Annotated in this window: 21 protein-coding genes; 7 read left to right on the forward strand and 14 right to left on the reverse strand. The window is 75.6% G+C overall.

What is annotated here, in order from left to right; genetic code table 11:
- Window positions 1-15 precede the first annotated feature (15 nt).
- Both GA0070558_RS11255 and GA0070558_RS11260 read left to right on the forward strand, forming a co-directional pair.
- Entirely contained in the window at window positions 16-771 is a 756-nt protein-coding gene (locus tag GA0070558_RS11255; RefSeq protein ID WP_077939082.1) for an ABC transporter permease, read from the forward strand.
- 19 nt (window positions 772-790) lie between these two features.
- On the forward strand, window positions 791-1,390 hold the full coding sequence (locus tag GA0070558_RS11260) for a TetR/AcrR family transcriptional regulator (RefSeq protein ID WP_091278310.1): 600 nt from the start codon (window positions 791-793) through the stop codon (window positions 1,388-1,390).
- Between the two features lie 90 nt (window positions 1,391-1,480).
- Here the strand turns inward: GA0070558_RS11260 and GA0070558_RS11265 are convergent, their stop codons facing one another.
- The 3 genes from GA0070558_RS11265 to GA0070558_RS11275 all read right to left on the reverse strand — a co-directional run bounded on the left by GA0070558_RS11265 (window position 1,481) and on the right by GA0070558_RS11275 (window position 6,001).
- A complete protein-coding gene (locus GA0070558_RS11265; RefSeq protein WP_043969311.1) occupies window positions 1,481-2,233 on the reverse strand; it encodes a DUF2470 domain-containing protein in 753 nt (250 codons plus the stop codon).
- A gap of 112 nt (window positions 2,234-2,345) precedes the next feature.
- A complete protein-coding gene (locus tag GA0070558_RS11270) occupies window positions 2,346-4,121 on the reverse strand; it encodes an ABC transporter ATP-binding protein (protein ID WP_176734182.1) in 1,776 nt (591 codons plus the stop codon).
- Complete coding sequence (locus GA0070558_RS11275) at window positions 4,118-6,001, reverse strand: ABC transporter ATP-binding protein (protein WP_176734183.1); 1,884 nt, start codon at window positions 5,999-6,001, stop codon at window positions 4,118-4,120. The genes GA0070558_RS11270 and GA0070558_RS11275 overlap by 4 nt, the downstream gene beginning before the upstream one ends.
- Window positions 6,002-6,150: 149 nt before the next feature.
- On the opposite strand from GA0070558_RS11275, the gene GA0070558_RS11280 reads away from it, so the two are divergent.
- The 3 genes from GA0070558_RS11280 (at window position 6,151) to GA0070558_RS11290 (ending at window position 9,808) form a co-directional block, all read left to right on the forward strand.
- Window positions 6,151-6,780: a TIGR03085 family metal-binding protein gene (locus GA0070558_RS11280; RefSeq protein WP_091278314.1), complete on the forward strand. Its 630-nt coding sequence runs from the start codon at window positions 6,151-6,153 to the stop codon at window positions 6,778-6,780.
- A 128-nt stretch (window positions 6,781-6,908) separates the two neighbouring features.
- Window positions 6,909-7,856 (forward strand): terpene synthase family protein, encoded by a 948-nt coding sequence (locus GA0070558_RS11285; protein WP_091278316.1) that lies wholly within the window; start codon window positions 6,909-6,911, stop codon window positions 7,854-7,856.
- Between the two features lie 125 nt (window positions 7,857-7,981).
- Window positions 7,982-9,808, forward strand: coding sequence for an AMP-dependent synthetase/ligase (locus GA0070558_RS11290; RefSeq protein WP_091278318.1), 1,827 nt, complete (start codon window positions 7,982-7,984; stop codon window positions 9,806-9,808).
- Window positions 9,809-9,954: 146 nt separating this feature from the next.
- Here GA0070558_RS11290 and GA0070558_RS11295 read toward each other — a convergent pair whose 3' ends face one another.
- Window positions 9,955-11,259, reverse strand: coding sequence for a low temperature requirement protein A (locus GA0070558_RS11295; protein WP_256091878.1), 1,305 nt, complete (start codon window positions 11,257-11,259; stop codon window positions 9,955-9,957).
- 78 nt (window positions 11,260-11,337) lie between these two features.
- The gene (gene yczR, locus GA0070558_RS11300; protein ID WP_091278322.1) at window positions 11,338-12,795 is read right to left on the reverse strand and encodes a MocR-like transcription factor YczR; all 1,458 of its coding nucleotides are present in this window, start codon (window positions 12,793-12,795) and stop codon (window positions 11,338-11,340) included.
- A gap of 58 nt (window positions 12,796-12,853) precedes the next feature.
- Here yczR and yczE point away from each other — a divergent pair, with 58 nt between their 5' ends.
- Both yczE and GA0070558_RS11310 read left to right on the forward strand, forming a co-directional pair.
- Window positions 12,854-13,522: a membrane protein YczE gene (gene yczE, locus GA0070558_RS11305; protein WP_091278324.1), complete on the forward strand. Its 669-nt coding sequence runs from the start codon at window positions 12,854-12,856 to the stop codon at window positions 13,520-13,522.
- Window positions 13,523-13,607: 85 nt separating this feature from the next.
- Entirely contained in the window at window positions 13,608-14,069 is a 462-nt protein-coding gene (locus GA0070558_RS11310) for a hypothetical protein (protein ID WP_043967350.1), read from the forward strand.
- Between the two features lie 148 nt (window positions 14,070-14,217).
- Here GA0070558_RS11310 and hisF read toward each other — a convergent pair whose 3' ends face one another.
- The 9 genes from hisF to GA0070558_RS33370 form a co-directional block, all read right to left on the reverse strand.
- Window positions 14,218-14,985 carry an imidazole glycerol phosphate synthase subunit HisF gene (gene hisF, locus GA0070558_RS11315; protein ID WP_043967348.1) on the reverse strand — a complete coding sequence of 256 codons (768 nt, stop codon included), beginning with the start codon at window positions 14,983-14,985 and terminating at the stop codon, window positions 14,218-14,220.
- Window positions 14,986-15,150: 165 nt separating this feature from the next.
- Window positions 15,151-16,188, reverse strand: coding sequence for an NADP-dependent oxidoreductase (locus GA0070558_RS11320; RefSeq protein WP_077939079.1), 1,038 nt, complete (start codon window positions 16,186-16,188; stop codon window positions 15,151-15,153).
- Between the two features lie 56 nt (window positions 16,189-16,244).
- Complete coding sequence (locus GA0070558_RS11325; RefSeq protein ID WP_077939078.1) at window positions 16,245-16,676, reverse strand: organic hydroperoxide resistance protein; 432 nt, start codon at window positions 16,674-16,676, stop codon at window positions 16,245-16,247.
- 5 nt (window positions 16,677-16,681) lie between these two features.
- Entirely contained in the window at window positions 16,682-17,128 is a 447-nt protein-coding gene (locus GA0070558_RS11330; RefSeq protein WP_043967344.1) for a MarR family winged helix-turn-helix transcriptional regulator, read from the reverse strand.
- 122 nt (window positions 17,129-17,250) lie between these two features.
- Entirely contained in the window at window positions 17,251-17,640 is a 390-nt protein-coding gene (locus GA0070558_RS11335) for a RidA family protein (protein WP_091278326.1), read from the reverse strand.
- Window positions 17,637-18,362 (reverse strand): bifunctional 1-(5-phosphoribosyl)-5-((5-phosphoribosylamino)methylideneamino)imidazole-4-carboxamide isomerase/phosphoribosylanthranilate isomerase PriA, encoded by a 726-nt coding sequence (gene priA, locus GA0070558_RS11340; protein WP_091278328.1) that lies wholly within the window; start codon window positions 18,360-18,362, stop codon window positions 17,637-17,639. Before priA ends, GA0070558_RS11335 begins: the two co-directional genes overlap by 4 nt.
- Window positions 18,363-18,394: 32 nt before the next feature.
- Window positions 18,395-18,718, reverse strand: coding sequence for a hypothetical protein (locus tag GA0070558_RS11345; RefSeq protein WP_043967338.1), 324 nt, complete (start codon window positions 18,716-18,718; stop codon window positions 18,395-18,397).
- A gap of 42 nt (window positions 18,719-18,760) precedes the next feature.
- On the reverse strand, window positions 18,761-19,393 hold the full coding sequence (gene hisH / locus GA0070558_RS11350) for an imidazole glycerol phosphate synthase subunit HisH (RefSeq protein ID WP_091278439.1): 633 nt from the start codon (window positions 19,391-19,393) through the stop codon (window positions 18,761-18,763).
- Between the two features lie 11 nt (window positions 19,394-19,404).
- Window positions 19,405-19,575: a CG2302 family histidine operon protein gene (locus GA0070558_RS33370; RefSeq protein WP_176734836.1), complete on the reverse strand. Its 171-nt coding sequence runs from the start codon at window positions 19,573-19,575 to the stop codon at window positions 19,405-19,407.

The raw sequence follows: 19,575 nt of genomic DNA on the forward strand, positions 1-19,575 counted from the left end.
CGAGGGGGCGGCGTCGTGAACGCGCGCATCCTGGCCGCCACCACCGGCCGCGTCCTGCGCCAGCTGCGGCACGACCGGCGCACCGTCGCCCTGCTGGTGCTGGTGCCGGCCCTCCTGCTCACGCTCGTCTACTACATGTACGCCGACCAGCCCACCCCGCCCGGCCAGCCGAGCATGTTCGACCGGGTGGCCCTGGTGATGCTCGGCGTCTTCCCCTTCGTGATCATGTTCCTGGTGACCAGCATCGCGATGCTGCGCGAGCGCACCTCCGGCACCCTGGAGCGGCTGCTCACCACCCCGCTGGGCCGGCTCGACCTGCTCTTCGGCTACGGCATCGCGTTCGGCCTCGCCGCCGCCGGCCAGGCCGCGATCGCCTCGGCGGTGGCGTACTGGGTGTTCGGGCTGACCACCGCCGGCAGCAGCGCCCTGGTCATCGTGATCGCCGTGGTCAACGCGGTGCTCGGCGTCGCCCTCGGCCTGTTCTGCAGCGCCTTCGCCCGCACCGAGTTCCAGGCCGTGCAGTTCATGCCCGTCGTGGTGATCCCCCAGCTGCTGCTGTGCGGGCTGTTCGTCGCCCGCGACGAGATGGCCGGCTGGTTGCAGGCGGTCAGCGACGCGCTCCCCCTGTCGTACGCCGTCGAGGCGTTGCAGGAGGTCGGCGCGCACGCCGAGCCGACGGCCACCATGTGGCGCGACCTTGGGGTGGTGGCCGGGGCGGTGGTGCTGGCGCTGGCGCTGGCCGCGGCCACCCTGCGCCGCCGCAGCGGCTGACGCGCGGGCGGGGGCGCGGATGGCGACGGCGCGACGCACCGGGCGGCGGCCCGGCAACCCGGGCACCCGCGAGGCGATCCTCGACGCGGCGCGTACCGCGTTCGCCGAGCGGGGCTTCGACGCGGCCTCGATCCGGTCGATCGCCGCCGCGGCCGGGGTCGACCCGGCGCTGGTGCACCACTACTTCGGCGGCAAGGACCAGCTCTTCCTGGCCGCGATGGGCGCCCCGCTCGACCCGGGCGAGCTGCTGCCCCGGGTGCTGGCCGGCGATCCCGACGGCGTCGGTGAGCGGCTGGTGCGCACCTTCCTCGGCGTCTGGGACTCCCCGGCCGGCAGCGCCGCAGTGGCGCTGCTGCGCTCGGCCGTGAGCAACGAGTGGACGGCCCGGCTGCTGCGCGAGTTCCTGGTCACCCAGGTGCTGCGCCGGGTCCTGCACCACCTCGACGTCGACCCGGCCGAGCTGCCGCTGCGCGGGTCGCTGGTGGCCAGCCAGCTGGTCGGGCTGGCCCTCATGCGGCACGTCGTGCGGCTGGAGCCGGTCGCCTCCGCCCCGCCGGAGACCCTGGTCGCGGCGGTGGGCCCGACCGTCCAGCGCTACCTGCGCGGGGAGCTGGGGTAAGGAGGGGCCCCTTGTTAACGCATTCGGTAGAGCGGGGTACCCCGCTCACCCACCGGGGCGCGGCGCGCGCCCCACGGCGGCACGGTGCGCTTAGCCGCGGGGGGCGGCGGAGCGCGGGTGCTGGCAGAGCATCGGGTGCAGCAGCCGGGCCAGCTCCCGGTGGTCGGCCACCGGGCGCGGGAAGGCCAGCCGGGCCCGCCGCCGGGCGCCGGGCCGGCCGAGGGAGACCAGCAGCCCGTACCGGTCGACGCGGACCACGCGGGGCGGGCCGTCGGGGCCGGACTCGACCAGGCCGAGCTGACGCCGGACGTACGCGGCCATCTCCCGGCCGTGGTGCACGGCCAGCTCGGTGAGCAGCTCCGGCTCCACCGGGTGCAGCGGGTCCGGCTCCGCCTCGGCGTACGCGACGGGGTCGATCCGCAGCAGCCCGTCGGGGCGCTCCAGGCGGGCCTCGGCCACCTCGAAGCGGTACAGCCGGAAGCGGGTGCCCACGTCGAGCAGGTCGCCGGTCGGGTCCACCTCGGCGAAGTCCAGGGTGGCCTGGCGGGCCTCGTCGCCGTGCAGCGCGGCGGCCCACCCGGAGACCCAGGCCCGGCCGAGCGACGGGGCGCCGGCGGCCGGCGGCAGGTCGAGCACGTCCAGCGCCACGGCGACGTCGGCGCCCGCGCCCCGGGGCAGCGCCGCCGCCAGGTCGCTGTGCACGCCGACGAGGAGCAGCACCCGCCCGTCGGCGTCGGTGGCGTGCCGGACGTGGTACGGGCCGGGCCGCTGGGCCAGGTGGACCAGGGCCGGGAGCCGGCCGGCGACCAGCGTCCGGACGGTCTCGGCGGGCGTGGGGCGCAGGGCGGGACTGGGGCGCATGACCCACCTCCGAAGGTTAGGCTTACCTAAGCAGCACGGTAGACCATGCGCGCCCCCGCGTCCACCGCACCGCCGGTTCGCCCGTCCGGGCCGCTCAGCGGGTCTGCTCCAGCCAGGAGGCGTGCAGCAGGCCGTAGACCGAGTCGGGGTCGCGGATCAACTCGTCGTGCGGCCCGCGCTGCACGATCCGGCCCCGGTCCACCACGATCACCTCGTCGGCGGCCTCGGCCGTGGAGAGCCGGTGGGCGATCGCGAGGGTGGTCCGGCCCCGGGTCACCGCGTCCAGGGTGCGCTGCAGGCGCACCTCGGTCGCCGGGTCCACCGCGCTGGTCGCCTCGTCCAGCACCAGCAGGTCCGGGTCCGCCACGTACGCCCGGGCCAGCGCCACGAGCTGCCGCTCCCCCACACTCAGCGCCTCGCCGCGCTCGCCGACCGGCGTGTCCAGCCCGGCCGGCAGCCCGGCCAGCCAGTCGGCCAGCCCCAGCTCGGTGAACGCGGCCGTCAGCTCCGCGTCGGTCAGCTCCGGCCGGGCGAAGCGGACGTTCTGCCCGACCGTCGCGTCGAACAGGAAGCCGTCCTGCGGCACCATCACCACCCGGGAACGCAGCGAGGCGAACCGAACCTCGGTCAGCGGCACGCCGGAGAGCAGCACCGCCCCGTCGGTCGGGTCCATCAGCCGGGTGAGCAGCTTCGCGAACGTGGTCTTGCCGCTGCCGGTCTCGCCCACCACGGCGACCCGGCTCTTCGCCGCGATGTCCAGGGTCACGTCGTGCAGCACCGGCGGCCCGCCCGGGTAGGCGAAGCCGACCCCGGCGAAGCGGATGTCCAGCGGCCCCGCCGGGAGGTCCCGGCCCTGCTCGCCGGGGTCGGCCACGTCCGGGGCGACGTCGAGCACGTCGAGCACCCGCCGCCAGCCGGCGATGGCGTTCTGCGCCTCGTTGAGCACCTCGGTGGCGATCTGCACCGGCTGGATGAACAGGGTGACCAGGAACAGGAACGCGGTGAGCTGCCCGATCGACAGGGTGCCGTCCACGCCGAGCAGCACCCCGAGCACGACGACGCCGGCCAGCGCCAGCCCGGCCGCCAGTTCCCCGACGGAGCTGCCCAGGATGCTGATCCGGATGGCCCGCTGCTGGGCCCGCCGCTGCCCCTCGATCGCCGCGTCGAGCCGCCGGGCGGTCCGCCCGGCGATCCCGTACGCCCGGATCACCGGCGCGCCGACGACGCTCTCGCCGATCGTGCCGAGCAGGGTGCCCATCCGCTGCCGGACCGTCCCGTACGCCCCGGCGAGGCGGCGCTGGAGCTGCCGGATCACCAGCACCGCCGGCGCGAACGCGGCGAGCACCACGAGGGTCAACTGCCAGGAGTAGGCCAGCATGACGGCCGTCGTCACCGCGAGCTGGCCGAGGTTGACGATGAGGATCACCCCGCCCCACTGGAGGAACTGGGTGATCTGGTCGACGTCGCTGGTGACGCGCGAGACCAGCGAGCCGCGCCGCTCGGACTGCTGGTGCAGCATCGACAGGTCGTGCACGTGCCGGAACGCCCGGGTGCGCACGTTGGCCAGGGCCGTCTCGCTGACCGTGAACAGCCGGCGCATCATCAGGTAGCCGCAGGTGGTGGTCACCACCAGCACGGCGGCGGTCACCGCGACGACGGTCCACACCACGCCGAGGTCGAGACCGCCGACGATGCCCTCGTCGATGCCCTGCTGCACGGCGACCGGGACGGCGACCCGGCCCACCATGTAGACCAGCGCCAACGCGAGGGTGCCGGCCAGGCCGGTGCGCAGCTCGGGCGAGAGGGCCAGGCCCCGCCGCAGCGTGCGCCAGGTGTTCTCCGCCGGCTGCTCGGCCTCCACCACACTCACCGGTCCACCTCGACTTCCAGGCCGGAGGTCAGCGGGGCGACCTCGTCGTACGGGCGGGGCTGCTGCTCGCCGTCGGCCTCGGCCTCGGCCTGCTCGTAGGCGGTGACCAGGTCGGCGTAGCCGGGAACGGTGGCGAGCAGCTCGGCGTGGGTGCCCCGGGCGATCACCCGGCCCTGCTCCAGGTAGATCACCGCGTCGGCGAGCGCGATGGTGGCCCGCCGGTAGGCCACCACCAGGATCGAGGCGGCGGGGCCGCCGGCGGCCGGCGCGCGCAGCCCGGCGAGGATGGCCGCCTCCACCCTCGGGTCGACCGCGCTGGTCGCGTCGTCGAGGACCAGCAGCCGGGGCCGCCCGGCGAGGGCCCTGGCCAGGGTGAGCCGCTGCCGCTGCCCGCCGGAGAGCGAGGTGCCCCGCTCGCCGACCATCGTGTCGAGCCCCTCGGGGAGCGCGGCGACGAAGCCGTCGGCCTCGGCGAGCCGCAGCGCGGCCCAGACGTCGTCGTCGGTGACGCCGGGCCGGTCCAGCGCGATGTTCGCCCGCACGGTGTCGTCGAAGACGAACGGCACCTGGGCGACCAGGGCGGCGGTGCCGGCCAGCGAGGCGGCGGTGAGCCGGCGGACGTCGACGCCGTCGAGGCTGACCGTGCCGGTGTGCGGGTCGACCAGCCGCACGGCCAGCGCGGCGATGGTGGACTTGCCCGAGCCGGTGGGCCCGACCAGGGCCACGGTCCGGCCGGCGGGCACGGTGAAGGTGACCTCGCCGAGCACCTCGGCGCCGGGCAGGTGCGCCTCGGCGGGCTCGTAGGCGAAGCCGACGTCGGCGAAGGCGAGCGTGGCCGGCGTCGGGTCGGCCGGGTCGAGCGTGACGTCGCCGTACGGCATCTCGCCGGTGGCGTCGAGCACCCGGCGCACCCGGTCCCAGCCGGCGACGCTGCGCGGCAGCTCGGCCAGCACCCACCCGATGGCCCGCACGGGGAAGGCCAGCACGGTGAACAGGAAGGCCACGCTGACCAGGTCGGTGACACCGATGGCGCCCTGCCGGAGCCGGATCGCGCCGACCACCAGCACGGCGAGGGTGCCGAGGCTGGGCAGGGTCTCCAGCATCGGGTCGAAGACGCCGCGCAGCCGGCCGACGGAGATCAGCGCGTCGCGCAGCTCGCCGGCGCGGGCGGCGAACCGGGCGGTCTCCTGCGCCTCGCGGCCCATGGTCTTGACCACCAGGGCGCCGTCGAAGCTCTCGTGGGCGATGCCGCTGACCTCGGCGCGCAGCCGCTGGGCGCGGGCCTGGCGGGGGGCCATCCGGCGGGAGTAGACCACGTTGAGGGCGAACAGGGCGGGGAAGACCGCGAGCCCGACGAGGGCCAGCGCCCAGTCGGTGACGAACAGGGAGGCGATCGCGCCGACCAGCATGACCACGGTGCCGACGGCGAAGGGCAGCGGGGCGATCGGGTACCAGGCCGCCTCGACGTCGGAGTTGGCGTTGGACAGCAGGGTGCCGGTCGCGTTGCGCTGGTGCCAGGACAGCGGCAGCTCCAGGTAGCGGCGGGTCACCTGCCGGCGGTAGGCGGCCTGGAGCCGGAACTGCATGTAGCCCGCGCCGAGCCGGCGGCCGAAGATGCCGACCACCCGCAGCACGCTGATGCCGAACAGCGCCCCGGCGGCGAGGGCGAGGGCCGCGACGCCCACCGACCCGCGCGCGATCGCCGGCACCACGACGTCGCCGACCACCGCCCCGACGACGTACGCGCTGGCGATCACCAGCCCGCCGAACAACACGCTGCCGCTGACCGCCACCGCGAAGATCCGGGGCTGCTCCCGGATCGCCCGGCCGAGCACGAACAGCCCTCTGCGGAGCACGTCCCGACTTGTCCTGCTGGTCACGCTCTCCCCCGCCGTAAGTTGCAATTATCTCCCTCATCCTTACCGGACCGGTCCAGCCACGCTGTCCCGGAACGGGTATGTCGGCGATCACGTCGGGCGGCGTCCCCGCACGACGAGCCGACCGCGGCGGACCGGCCTACGATCGGGCCATGCCGCGGTACGCCCGGTCGGAGCGCGAGGCGCTCGCCGACCTCATGCAGAACCTGGGTCCGGACGCGCCGACCGTCAACGAGGGCTGGTCGGTGCGGGACCTCGCCGCCCACGTCGTCGTGCGGGAGCGGCGGCCGGACGCCGCCGGGGGGATCGCGCTGCCGCCGCTGCGCGGGTACGCCGAACGGGTGCGCCTGCGGGTCGCGGCGCGGCCCTTCGACGAGCTGGTGGCGCTGGTGCGCCGGCCGCCGCTGTGGAGCCCGCTGAGCAACCCCGTCACCGACGAGCTGGTCAACACGATGGAGTTCTACATCCACCACGAGGACGTCCGGCGGGCCCGGGCGGGGTGGGGTCCGCGCGACCTGCCGGCCGGGCTGGAGGCCGTGCTGTGGCGGCGGGCCTCGGTGCTGGGCCGGCTGGCGTTGCGCCGCTTCCCGGCCGACCTGCTGGTGCAGGCGCCCGGGCACGGCGCGCTGTCGGCGGGGCGGGGCGGGCCGCGGATCCGTGTGGTCGGCGCGCCGGGCGAGCTGGTGCTCTTCCTCACCGGCCGGCAGCGGGTCTCGCGGGTGCAGGTGGAGGGTCCGGCGGCGGCGGTGGACCGGCTCCGGGCCGCCCAGCTCGGCATCTGACCGGCTGTGCAGGAACGGTCACTCGGCGGCGCGGGGCAGGCTCCCGACCGAACTATGAATATCTATTCATCTGGCGTACCCTCGGCCGGTCGCCCCACCCGGGGTGGCCCGACCCGGCAGGGGGTGACGTGCGGAGCTTCGCGGTCTCTGCCCTGGACGAGCCACCGTTTCCCCCGCGCCGGCACGCCGGCACCGATCTGGCCGCCGCGCAGAGCCTGGGCTGGGCGCAGGCGTTCGGCCTGATCACCAACGGACGCCGGATGCACCGCCTGCGGCACGCCGCCGCCGCCGAGCTGGCCGGTCGCACCTGCCCGGACGCGCCCGCCGACCGGCTGCGCCTGCTCACCGACCTGATCACCTGGCTCTTCGTCGTCGACGACGCCTGCGACGACGACGGGCTCGGCGACGCGCCCACCCGGCTCGCCCCGGTCGTCGCCGACCTGCTGGACGTGCTGGACCGGCACGGCGCCCCGGGCCTTCCCCCCGCCGGCGGTCCGCTGGGCGCCGCCCTGGACGACCTCTGCCGGCGGATCCGGGCCCACGGGCACCCGCCGCTGCTGCTGCGCTTCGTCGGCCAGCTGCGCGACTACCTGCTGGCCCTGCTGTGGGAGGCGGCGAACCGGGAGCACGGCCGGGTGCCCGGGGTGGCCGAGTACGTCTCGCTGCGCCGGCACACCGGGGCGGTGCATCCCGCGTTCACCCTGACCGACCTCGCGTACGACGCGCCGCCGGAGGCGGACCGCCGCGTCGAGCCGGCGCTCGTCGACGTCGAGACCCTGGCGGCGGACCTGGTCTGCTGGTGCAACGACCTGTTCTCGTACGGCAAGGAGAACCGGGCGGGGCCGGACGCGCACAACCTGGTCAGCGCGATCGCGGCCGAGACCGGCCGGGGCGAGCCGGCGGCGCTGCGGGCCGCCGCCGAGCGGTTCAACCGGGCCCTGGCGTGCTACGCCGAGCGGGAGGCGGCCCTGGGCGACGCCGACGACGACCCGGCGCTGCGCTCGTTCCTGGCGGCCCGCCGCAACTGGGTGCGGGCCACCTACGACTGGTCGCTGCGGGCCGCCCGGTACGCCTGATCCGCCCCGGGGGCCCCGGCGGGTCGCCGCGAGGACTAGCCGATGCGCGGTGCAGGCAATACCCTTCGGTAACCGCAAACGACGTGACCCCCGTCACGCCTCCACCCCTGAAGGCGGCTACAGCGATGTCTCTCGATGTACCGTACCGTTCCATCCCCGACATGTTCCTCAAGCGCGTGGCGGCCACCCCCGACCGCCCCGCGTTCGCCCACCCCGCCCCCGACGACTCCGGGCCGGTCTGGCTGACCTGGGCCCAGGTCGGGCAGCGGGCCCGGGCGGTCGCGGCGGGGCTGCACGGGCTCGGTGTCGGCCGCGAAGACCCGGTGGCGATCCTGTCGAGCACCCGGCTCGACTGGGTGCTCGCCGACTTCGGCATCATGTGCGCGGGTGGCGCCACCACCACCGTCTACCCGACCACCGAGCCCGAGGACGCCACGTACATCGTCGCCGACTCCGGCTCCCGGGTGCTGTTCGCGGAGAACCCGGCCCAGGCCGCCAAGCTCGCCGGCGCGACGCTGCCGGCCCTGACCCACGTGGTGCTCTTCGACGGCACGCCCGACCCGGCGGCGGCCGTGCCGCAGCTGACCCTCGCCGAACTGGAGGAGCGGGGCGCCCGGACCCTGGCCGACGACCCGGAGCTGATCGAGCGCCTGACCGCCGACCTCGGGCCCGACCACCTGGCCACCCTCATCTACACCTCCGGCACCACGGGCCGGCCCAAGGGCGTCGAGCTGCTGCACGGCGGCTGGTGCTGGGAGGGCGTGGCGCAGGCCGAGGTGGGGCTGCTGCGCGAAGACGACCTGCAGTACCTGTGGCTGCCGCTGGCCCACTCGTTCGGTAAGACCCTGCTCTGCGGCGCGACCCACGTCGGCCTGCCGACCTACGTCGACGGCCGGGTCGAGAAGCTGGTCGAGCTGCTGGCCGTCGTGCGGCCGACGCTGATGTGCGGGGCGCCCCGCGTCTTCGAGAAGGTCTACAACAAGGCGGTCACCACCGCGCAGGACGCCGGCGGCGCGAAGGCGAAGATCTTCGCCTGGGGGGTGCGGGTCGGCAAGGAGAAGGTCGCGCTGGAGCAGGCCGGCCGGCCCGTCCCCGCCGGGCTGAGGCTGCGGTACGCGCTGGCCGAGAAGCTGGTGTTCAGCAAGCTCCAGGCCCGCCTAGGCGGCCGGATCCGGGTGCTCGTCTCCGGCGCCGCGCCGCTGAGCAAGGAGATCGCCGCCTTCTTCGCCGCCGCCAACCTGCCGATCTCCGAGGGCTACGGCCTCACCGAGAGCAGCGCCGGCAACTTCGTCAACCCGCCCGGCGGCCTGCGCATCGGCACCGTCGGCCGGGCGATGGGCGACCTGGAGTGCCGGATCGACACCGACGGGGAGATCCTGGTCCGGGGCCGGCCGGTCATGCGGGGGTACCACCACCTCCCCGAGGACACGGCCGCCGCGTTCACCGAGGACGGCTTCTTCCGCACCGGCGACATCGGCAGCCTCGACGACGACGGCTACCTGCGCATCACCGACCGGAAGAAGGACCTGGTCAAGACCTCCGGCGGCAAGTACGTCGCCCCCTCGCACATCGAGGGCATGTTCAAGGCGCTGTGCCCGTACACGTCGCAGGCGGTCGTCATCGGCCAGGCCCGCAACTACTGCACGATGCTGGTCAGTCTCGACCCGGACGCGATCCGGGGCTGGGCGGCCGGCGGCCCGCTGGAGGGGCGCAGCTACGCCGAGATCGCCGCCTCCGCCGAGGCCCGGGCCATGGTCGAGGAGTACGTCGCCCAGCTCAACGCCAAGCTCAACCGCTGGGAGACGATCAAGAAGGTGGCCGTCCTGCCCCGCGACCTGACCATCGAGGACGGCGAGATGACCCCGTCCCTCAAGATCAAGCGCCGGGGCGTGGAGAGCAACTTCGCGGCCGAGATCGACCGGATGTACGAGGGCAGCCTCGCCGAGATCTGAGCCGCTTCCCCCGGCGGTCCCCGCCCACGCGGCGCCGACCCACCGGCGGCCGTGCCCCACCGTCCCGGGGCACGGCTGCCGGTCGCCGCGGGGCGCGGAGGCGGGCGGAGTCACAGCGCGGAAGCGGACGAAGGCGCGGCCCGGGCTCACAGGTGCTCGGCGCGCCACCTGCTCGCCTCGGCCTCGGCCTCCGTCTGCTCCGCCAGCGCCAACTGGCGGACCCGGTGCCGGCGGCGCCCCTCTCCCCGGGTCTCCACCGCGACCAGCGCCACGCAGACCACCCCCAGCAGCAGCAGCGCGTGCAGGGCCCCGATCCGGGCGGCCAGCGGCGAGAGCAGGGCCAGCAGCGCCACCGCGACCACCGGCGGCCAGCGCAGCACCCGCAGCACCCGCACCCCGCAGGCGACGAGGCTGAGCAGGTAGAGGCCGACCCCGCCGTAGAGCACGAGGATCCAGAACGCCCCCAGCGGCTCGCCCCAGGCCGGCGAGGTCGGGTCCGCCGCCTCGACGAGCAGGTCCTTGATCCCGAGGGCGAAGAAGATCACCCCGGTGACGATCGGCAGGTGCAGGTACGTGTACGCGTCCCGGGCCAGCCGGGCCCGCGCCACCGGGTCGCGGGCCCGGTGCAGCGCCTGCTCGACGTCGAGCGCCAGGACGTCGAAGTACGCCCACCACAGCGTCGCCGCGATCGCGATGCCGGTCACCGCGGCGACCACCACCGGCCAGGTCAGCGGCAGGCCGGTGACGAACTTCGAGCCCAGCCCGAGCGCGATGATCGACTCGCCGAGCGCGATCAGCACCATCAGGGCGTGCCGCTCCGCCCAGTGCCCCGCCGACACCACCACCCAGTACGCGCCGCCGAGGCTCGTCCCGGCCACGTACTCCAGGGTCAGCGCGGCGGCCCAGAAGGCCAGCTGCAGGGCCGTCGCCGTGCCGTCGTGGGCGATCCGCGGCGGCACCAGCGCGGCCGCGACGAGCAGGGCCGCCGCGACCACCGGCAGCCCGGCAAGCCACGCCCAGCGCCGCAGCCGCACCGGGTCGCCCCGGGCCACCCAGCCGAAGACCGCGAGCTGCGAGGCGCGGACCAGGAAGTAGCAGCTCGCGAAGACCAGCGGACCGTTCAGCCCGCCGGGCCGGTCCGTGAACGCGCCCGGCATGCTCAGGGCCAGCAGGAAGGTCGCGGCGATCGTGACGAAGCCGACCAGCGGCAGGATCCCCTGGTCGGCGCGGATCGCGTTGCCGAGCCCGGCGAAGCCCGTCCAGCACCACCACAGCAGCCCCAGCACGAGCAGGCAGCGGCACAGGTTGACGGGGCTCGGGTAGTACACGGTCAGCGTGGTGACGTTGAGGAACGCGTAGACGAAGACCAGGTCGTAGAAGAGCTCCAGCCGGGTGGTGCGCGAGCCGGGCGCGCCGGGGCGCACCCCGAGCGACCGTCCCCCGCTGCCCACCCCCGCAGTCTCCCAACCCGGGGCCGCCGGGCAGCCGGGTTCGGCCGGATCGGTGGACCGCGCGGGCGGGCGGCCGGGTCAGGCGATGACCGCCGGTTCCTGCCAGCGCGGGCGGCTGGCGCGGTCCAGGTCGTAGCGGACCGCCGCGAGCCGGCCGACGGCCTCCGCCAGGTCCGCGGCGGGCAGCGTGAACGGCAGCCGCAGGAAGCGTTCGAGGGTGCCGTCCAGGCCGAACCGGGGGCCGGGCGCCAGCCGTACGCCGACCTCCTCGGCGGCGCGGGCCAGCGCGCTGGAGATCGGCCCGTCCAGCTCCACCCAGAGCGTCACTCCGCCGCGCGGCGCGGTGACCCGCCAGTCGGGCAGGCGGCGCGCGAGCGCGTCGGTCAGGGCGTCGCGCTGGGCGGCGAGCTGGGTGCGGCGGGCGGCCACGATGGCCGGCGCGTCGGCGAGCAGGTGGACCGCGACGAGCTGGTCGAGCACCGGGCTGGCCATGTCCACCCCGACCCGGGCGGCGGCGAGCCGCTGCACCTGCGGGGCGGACGCGCGGACCCAGCCGATGCGCAGGCCACCCCAGTAGGGCTTGCTCATCCCGCCGATGGAGATCACCCGGGAGTGCCGGTCGAACGTGGCGACGGGCGGGGGCAGCTCGGTGCCGTCCAGCGGCAGGTCCACGAACGACTCGTCGATCACCAGGTCGGTGCCGGCCGCGTGGGCCGCGGCGACCACCCGCTCGCGCAGCTCGGCCGGCATCAGGTGCCCGGTCGGGTTCTGGAAGTCGGGGATCAGGTACGCCAGCTTCGGCCGCCCCTGACGCAGGCTGCCCAGCAGCAGGTCGGCGTCCCAGCCGGCGGCGTCGGTGGCCAGCCCGTGGGTGGTGATCCGGGCCCGGCGGGCGGCGAGGGCAGCGAGGGCGTTCGGGTACGTCGGCGACTCGACCAGCACGTTGCCCCCGGGTGCCAGGGCCAGCCGCAGCACCAGGTCGAGCGCGTGCTGGGTGCCGCTGGTGACCATGATCTGGTCGGGTGAGGTGGGCAGGCCCCGCGCCGTGTAGCCGGCGGCGACCGCCTCGCGCAGCTCGATGACGCCGGTCGGGTGGTAGCCGGCCCCGCCCAGGTAGCGGGGCAGGTCCTCGGCGGCGGCCCGGGCGGCGGGCAGCAGCTCGGGCGGCGCGGCCAGCGCGGCCACCCCGAGGTCGATCATGTCGCGGTCGTCCAGCGGGGTCCACAGGCCGGTGCTGGCCACCCGGTGGGTGCCCGGGAGCATCGTCCAGCTGCCCGCCCCCCGGCGGCTGGCCAGATGGCCGCTCTCCCGCAACTGCCGGTACGCGGCGGTCACCGTGGTCCGGCTGATCCGCAGCGCCTCGGCCAGCTCCCGCTCGGCCGGCAGGCGTACCCCCAGGGGCAGGCGGCCGTCGGCGAGCAGCCCCCGGACGGCGCCGGCGAGCGCGGCGTAGTCGGGGCTGCGTCGGCGGCCCGGCAGCGCGTGCCACTGGCCAAGGAGCCGAGCCAATTGGACCCCACGCACCTGACTTGTCATGGCCACCCTCCCGATATTGGCTCTCCCCACCGCCGGATTGGCACCTAGGGTGGCATGCATGGTGGCAATTGGCAATCTGCGGCAGCAGCCCGTCCGGCGGCTGGTCCAGCTCTACGCGGGCCTGACCCTCTACGGCGTCAGCATGGCGCTGATGATCCGCTCCGGCCTCGGCCTCGACCCGTGGGACGTCTTCCACCAGGGCGTCGCCCGCCGGACCGGCCTGTCGTTCGGCACCGTCACCATCGCCGTCGGCGCGCTCGTGCTGCTGCTGTGGGTCCCGCTGCGCCAACGACCGGGCCTCGGCACGGTCAGCAACGTGCTGGTGATCGGCCTCGTGGTCGACGCCACCCTGGCCCTGCTGCCCGGCGGGGCCCCGCTGGCGGCGCGGGCGGCGCTGCTGGTCGTCGGGATCGTCGCCAACGGCGCCGCCACCGCCCTCTACCTGGGCGCGCGGCTCGGCCCGGGCCCCCGCGACGGCCTGATGACCGGGTACGTGGCGCGCCGCCCCGGACGGTCGGTCCGGCTGGTCCGCACCGTCATCGAGGTCACCGTGCTGGCCCTCGGCTGGCTGCTCGGCGGCACCGTCGGCGTCGGCACCGTCGCGTACGCCCTCACCATCGGGCCGCTGGCCCAACTGTTCCTGCCGATGTTCACCGTCGAGGCGGAACCGGCCGGGGCGGGACCGGTCGAGGTGGGGGTCGCCGAGCCGCGCCCCGCCGGACCGTGACCACGTAACCGCGCTGAGCTGCGGCGACACCCGTACCGGAAAAGTAGGTGTTTCCTCCGGCGGCGGCGCACGGCATCATTCCTGCATGGGGGAGAGCGGATGGCGCTGGACCGACGCCTGGATCTTCGTTTCGCTGGTGATCGCCAACGGTGCCGGCCGGCACCGCAGGGCGGCGTCCACGCGGCGCCCCGAGGGCGTCCGGCTCGCTGACGTGCTCTCCACAGCCGACCACCTCAACCACGCCATCCCCGAGCGGCAGGAGGTGGAGACCGCCGTCCGCCGGCTCGTCGGCGCCGGCCTGGTCAGCGTCACCGACGGCTGGTTCCGGCTCACCCCCGACGGGGAGAAGCTCTGGCGCTCCCGCCCGAGCGCCGGCCTGGCCACAGCCGTCGACACCGTGCAGGGCGTGCTGAGCCGACGGCACGCCCCGGGCAGCGCCGACTGGACCCTCCCCGAGGACGAACACGCCGCCGCCGTGCAGGAGTACGCCGTCCGCTCGATCCCGGCCCCGCGCCGCTCGCCGGAGGGCCACTCCGGGCGGCACTGACGGGCGAGGCGCGACGCCGGGTGTCGACGGGCCTGGAGCGGCCCGCCACGGGGTCGCACCGCGGCGGCTCGGCCCGGCACCGACGGGCGGGACCGGATCGCCCGGTGCCGCAGGGCGGGACCGGATCGGCCGGGGGCGCAGGGGCGGGTCAGCGCACGGGGTGACCCGAACCGCGCAGGGCGGCCTTGACCTCGGCGACGGTCAGCTCGCCGAAGTGGAAGACGCTGGCGGCGAGCACCGCGTCGGCCCCGGCGGCGATGGCCGGCGGGAAGTGGGCCACCTCACCCGCGCCGCCGCTGGCCACCACCGGCACGTCGACGACGGCGCGGACCGCGCCGATCAGCTCCAGGTCGAAGCCGGCCTTCGTGCCGTCGGCGTCCATCGAGTTGAGCAGGATCTCCCCCGCGCCCAGCTCGGCGCCGCGCCGCGCCCACTCGACGGCGTCGAGCCCGGTGCCCCGGCGACCGCCGTGGGTGGTGACCTCGAAGCCGCTCGCGGTGGTGCCAGCCGGCGCCCGGCGCACGTCGAGGGAGAGCACCAGCACCTGCCGGCCGAACCGGTCGGCGATCTCGGCGATCAGCTCGGGGCGGGCGATGGCCGCGGTGTTCACCCCGACCTTGTCGGCGCCGGCCCGCAGCAGCGTGTCGACGTCGGCGACCTGCCGCACGCCGCCGCCGACGGTGAGCGGGATGAAGACCGACTCGGCGGTGCGGCGCACCACGTCGAGCATGGTGCCCCGGTCGCTGGAAGAGGCGGTCACGTCCAGGAAGGTCAGCTCGTCCGCGCCCGCCCGGTCGTACGCCGCCGCCAACTCCACCGGGTCGCCGGCGTCGCGCAGGTCGAGGAAGTTGACCCCCTTGACCACCCGCCCGGCGTCCACGTCGAGACACGGGATCACCCGCACCGCCACCGTCATGCCGCGAAGCCTATCGCCCCGGCCCGCCCCGGCGGCCGCCGAGTGAGGCCGACCACCGGCGACGGGCGGCTCCAGGGGGCGGCTCCGAGGGGCGGCTCCGCACCACGGCTCCGGGGGTGAGAAGGGGACCCTTCTCTACCGGAAGCGTTAACAAGGGGCCCTTCCTTACAGGCGCACCAGCATCTTGCCGAGGTTGTCGCCGCGCAGCAGGCCGAGGAACGCCTCCGGGGCGGCGGCGATGCCGTCGACGACCGTCTCGTCGTACGAGAGCCTGCCCTCGCGCAGCCAGCCGGCCACCTCCTGGACGAACTGGTCGCGCAGGTGGCCGTGGTCGCCGACGAGGAAGCCGCGCAGGGTGAGCCGCTTGCCGATGAGCATCGCCAGGTTGCGCGGCGCGGCCGGCGGCTCGGTGGCGTTGTACTGGGCGATCATCCCGCAGACGGCGGCCCGGCCGTGCAGCCGCAGCGCACCGATCGCGGCCTCCAGGTGCTCGCCGCCGACGTTGTCGAAGTACACGTCGATCCCGTTCGGGGCGGCGGCGGCGAGCTGGTCGGCCACGGGGCCGTCGTGGTAGTCGAAGGCGGCGTCGAAGCCGAGCGCCCGCAGCCGCTCGACCTTGGCCGGCGAGCCGGCGCTGCCGACCACCCGGGCGGCGCCCTTCAGCTTGGCGATCTGGCCGACCATGCTGCCCACCGCGCCGGCCGCGCCGGAGACGAAGACGCTCTCCCCGGGCTGCATGGCGGCCACGTCGAGCAGGCCGGCGTACGCGGTCAGCCCGGTCATGCCGAGCACGCCCAGGTAGGCGCTCACCGGGGCCAGGGACGGGTCGACCTTGCGGGCGCCCTTGGCGTCGAGGAGCGCGTACTCCCGCCAGCCGAGGCCGTGCAGGACGGTGTCGCCGGGGACGATCCCGTTGCCCTCACCGGCCACCACCTCGCCGACCGCGCCGCCGTCGAGCGGGGCGTCGAGGGCGAACGGCGGCACGTACGACTTGACGTCGTTCATCCGTCCGCGCATGTACGGGTCGACGGACATGAACTGGTTGCGGACCACGAGCTGGCCGGGGCCCGGGGTGGGCACCTCGGTCTCGACGAGCCGGAAGTTGTCGGCGGTCGGCCACCCCTCGGGGCGGGAGGCGAGGTGGATCTCACGGTTGACGGTCACGGTGTCGGTCGTCCTCTCGGTCGCTGGTCGGGGCTGCATCAGGCGGGGCGCGGCGCGCGGCGACACCCGGGTGCGCCGGCGCCGCGCGCCACGGCTCAGGCGGCGAGGGTCTCGCGGACGGTGAGGGCGACCTCGACATTGCCCCGGGTCGCGTTCGAGTAGGGGCAGACCTGGTGGGCCTGGGCGACGAGCTGCTCGGCGGCCTCCCTGGGCACGGCCGGCAGGTCCACCACGAGGGCGGCGGTCAGGCCGAAGCCGCCGCTGCCGTTGGCGCCGATGCCCACCTCGGCCTCGACGACCGAGCCGGTCACGTCGGCCTTGGCGGCGCGGGCCACCCGACGCAGGGCGGAGTGGAAGCAGGCGGCGTAGCCGGCGGCGAAGAGCTGCTCCGGGTTCGCCGCGCCGCCCGCGCCGCCCAGCTCCTTCGGGATCGCGAGGCCCAGCTCGAAGGTGCCGTCGGAGGTGCGGACGTGGCCGTCGCGGCCGTCGCCGGTGGCGCGGGCGTTGGCGGTGTAGAGGACCTGCATGGCGATCACTTCTCCTTCTGTCGGTGGATCGTCTCGGTGACCCGGTTGAGGGTGTCGCGCAGCCCGATCAGCTCGGCCTCGGTGAGCCCGGTGGCCAGCGCCACCCGCAGCGGCACCCCGCACATCCGCTCGCGCAGCGCGCGGCCGGCGTCGGTGAGGCGCACCTCGACCCGCCGCTCGTCGGCGGCGGACCGCGACCGGACCAGCACCCCGGCGGCCTCCAGCCGCTTGAGCAGCGGGGAGAGCGTGCCGGAGTCCAGCCGCAGGGCGGCGCCCAGCTCGGAGACGGTGGGCGCGTCGTCGCCGCGCTCCCAGAGCACCAGCAGCACCAGGTATTGCGGGTAGGTGAGCCCGAACTCGTCGAGGATCGGCCGGTAGACGTCGGTGAGGGCGCGCGACGCGGCGTAGAGCGCGAAGCACACCTGCCGTCCCAGCACCAGATCGTCGGTCACGGGGAAAACATAGTGCGCAATTGAGTTGTGCACAACCTAATGGGCCGCACTGTGCCCCGGCTCACCGACGCCGGACGACGCACCGCCGCCGACCCGGCACCCCGGCAGCGGGGTGCGCCGGGTCAGCGGTCGCCGAGGTACGCCTCCAGCTCCACCTCGACCAGGTGGTCGGGGTCGAGCAGGGCGGCCACCACCACCAGGGTCGCCGCCGGCCGGACCGCCCCGAACACCGCGTTGTGGGCCCGGCCCACCTCGTCGGCGTACGCGCGGTCCGTCACGTACATCCGGGTGCGCACCACGTCGCCGGGCCCCGCGCCGACCTCCGCGAGGGCCGCCAGGCCGATCCGCAGCGCCTGCGCGGTCTGCGCGGCGGCGTCCCCCACGTGCACCACCCGGCCGTCGACCGTCGCCGTGCAGCCGGCCGTGACGGCCCGGTCGCCGGCCCGGACGACCCGGGAGTAGCCGTACCGCGCCTCCCAGGGGCCGCCCGAGCCCAACCGGGTGACGGTCACGCGGCGGCGAGCACGTCGAGCGCCTGCCGCACGGTGAACGCGCCCGCGTACAGCGCCTTGCCGGCGATCACGCCCTCCACGCCGACCGGCTCCAGGGTGGCCAGGGCACGCAGGTCGTCCAGCGTCGAGACGCCACCCGAGGCGATCACCGGGGCGTCGGTGCGGGCGCAGACCTCGCGCAGCAGGTCCAGGTTCGGCCCGCGCATCGTGCCGTCCTTGGTGATGTCGGTCACCACGTAACGGGAGGCGCCCGCCTTGTCGAGCCGCTCCAGCACCTCGTACAGGTCGCCGCCGTCGCGGGTCCAGCCCCGCGCCGAGAGGGTACGCCCGCGCACGTCCAGCCCGATGGCGACGCGGTCGCCGTACTCGCCGCAGACCCGGTCGCACCACTGCGGGTCCTCCAGCGCGGCGGTGCCGATGTTGACCCGCGCCGCGCCGGTGCCCAGCGCGGCCCGCAGCGACGCGTCGTCGCGGATCCCGCCGGACAACTCCACCTGCACGTCCAGCCGGCCCACCACGTCGGCCAGCAGCGCGGCGTTGGACCCCCGGCCGAACGCGGCGTCCAGGTCCACCAGGTGGATCCACTCCGCGCCGTCGCGCTGCCAGGCCAGCGCCGCCTCCAGGGGGTCGCCGTAGGCGGTCTCGCTGCCGGCGGCGCCCTGCACGAGCCGGACGGCCTGGCCGTCGGCGACGTCCACGGCGGGCAACAGGGTGAGGCTCAACGCTCTTCTCCTCGAAATCGATAACGTGCGCGTCAGGACCGGCGGCCCAGTGCGATCACCACGGCCGCCGGCAGCACCAGCAGCAACAACACGACCAGCACCACCCGCAGCGCCAGGTCGTCGACGAAACTCCAGATGGCGACCAGCGCCACGCCGGTCAGGCCGACGATCGCGGCCCGCTCGCCCCGGGAGTGCCGGGCCAGCCGGCCGGCGCGGCGGCGCGGCCAGCGGGGCGTCAGCCGGCGTACCACCGCGCGGCGGCGCTCCCGGCGGGCCACCCGGCGGCGGCGCACGGCCCGCTCCCGCTCCAACTGGGCCTCGCGGGCCGCCCGGCGGCGGGCCCGCTCCTTGCTCACGCCGCGCCCCCCGGCCCGGTGCCCCGGCCGCGCGGGCCCCGCTCAGCCACCGGCGGGCACGGTGCCGAGCCAGTTGCGCAGCAGCGCCGCGCCGGAGTCGGCCGACTTCTCCGGGTGGAACTGGGCGGCCGAGAGCGCGCCCCGCTCCACCGCCGCCACGAAGTCCGCCTCGTGGTGGGCGGTGGTCACCGCCGCGCCCGACGCCGCCAGCGCGCCCGCGTCGACCACCCCGTAGGAGTGGACGAAGTAGAAGCGGCTGTCGGCGGGCAGGCCCGCGAAGAGCACCGACGACGCCGGGGGTCGCACCGTGTTCCAGCCCATGTGCGGCAGCCGGGCGGCGGGCAGCCGGGTCACCGCGCCCGGCAGCAGCCCGAGCCCCTTGGTGACCACGCCGTGCTCGTCGCCGTGCTCGAAGAGCACCTGCATGCCCACGCAGATGCCCAGCACGGGCCGGCCGGCGGCGACCCGCTCGGCGATGACCGGGCCCGCGCCGAGCGCCTCGATCCCGGCCATGCAGGCGGCGTACGCGCCCACGCCCGGCACCACCAGGCCGTCGGCGTCGGCGGCGGCGGCCAGGTCGGCGGTGACGGTGACGTCGGCGCCGGCCCGGGCCAGGGCCCGCTCGGCCGAACGCAGGTTGCCCGAGCCGTAGTCGAGCACCACGACCCGCTTGATCCGATCGCCCATCAGCCCTCCCCGGGCAGCAGCCAGAGCACCCCACCGGCCGTGGCCAGCACCGCGAGCACCGCGGTGACCACCACCGCGCCGCGCGTCGCGCCCTGGCGGTGCAGCGAGACCGCCCCGCCGACCAGCACCCCGGCGAGGATCAGCAGCAGGGTCGGCAGCACCCCGCCCAC

Origin of the sequence: Micromonospora haikouensis (assembly GCF_900091595.1) — a bacterium.
GTDB lineage: Bacteria > Actinomycetota > Actinomycetes > Mycobacteriales > Micromonosporaceae > Micromonospora > Micromonospora haikouensis.

Excerpts from the sequence above, each read along its gene's own strand:
- GA0070558_RS11290 (WP_091278318.1), top strand. The coding sequence starts at position 7,982 with ATGTCTCTCGATGTACCGTACCGTTCCATCCCCGACATGTTCCTCAAG.
- hisF (WP_043967348.1), bottom strand. The coding sequence starts at position 14,985 with ATGACGGTGGCGGTGCGGGTGATCCCGTGTCTCGACGTGGACGCCGGG.
- GA0070558_RS11260 (WP_091278310.1), top strand. The coding sequence starts at position 791 with ATGGCGACGGCGCGACGCACCGGGCGGCGGCCCGGCAACCCGGGCACC.
- GA0070558_RS11310 (WP_043967350.1), top strand. The coding sequence starts at position 13,608 with ATGGGGGAGAGCGGATGGCGCTGGACCGACGCCTGGATCTTCGTTTCG.
- GA0070558_RS11325 (WP_077939078.1), bottom strand. The coding sequence starts at position 16,676 with ATGCAGGTCCTCTACACCGCCAACGCCCGCGCCACCGGCGACGGCCGC.
- yczR (WP_091278322.1), bottom strand. The coding sequence starts at position 12,795 with ATGACAAGTCAGGTGCGTGGGGTCCAATTGGCTCGGCTCCTTGGCCAG.
- yczE (WP_091278324.1), top strand. The coding sequence starts at position 12,854 with ATGGTGGCAATTGGCAATCTGCGGCAGCAGCCCGTCCGGCGGCTGGTC.
- GA0070558_RS11280 (WP_091278314.1), top strand. The coding sequence starts at position 6,151 with ATGCCGCGGTACGCCCGGTCGGAGCGCGAGGCGCTCGCCGACCTCATG.
- GA0070558_RS11320 (WP_077939079.1), bottom strand. The coding sequence starts at position 16,188 with ATGCAGCCCCGACCAGCGACCGAGAGGACGACCGACACCGTGACCGTC.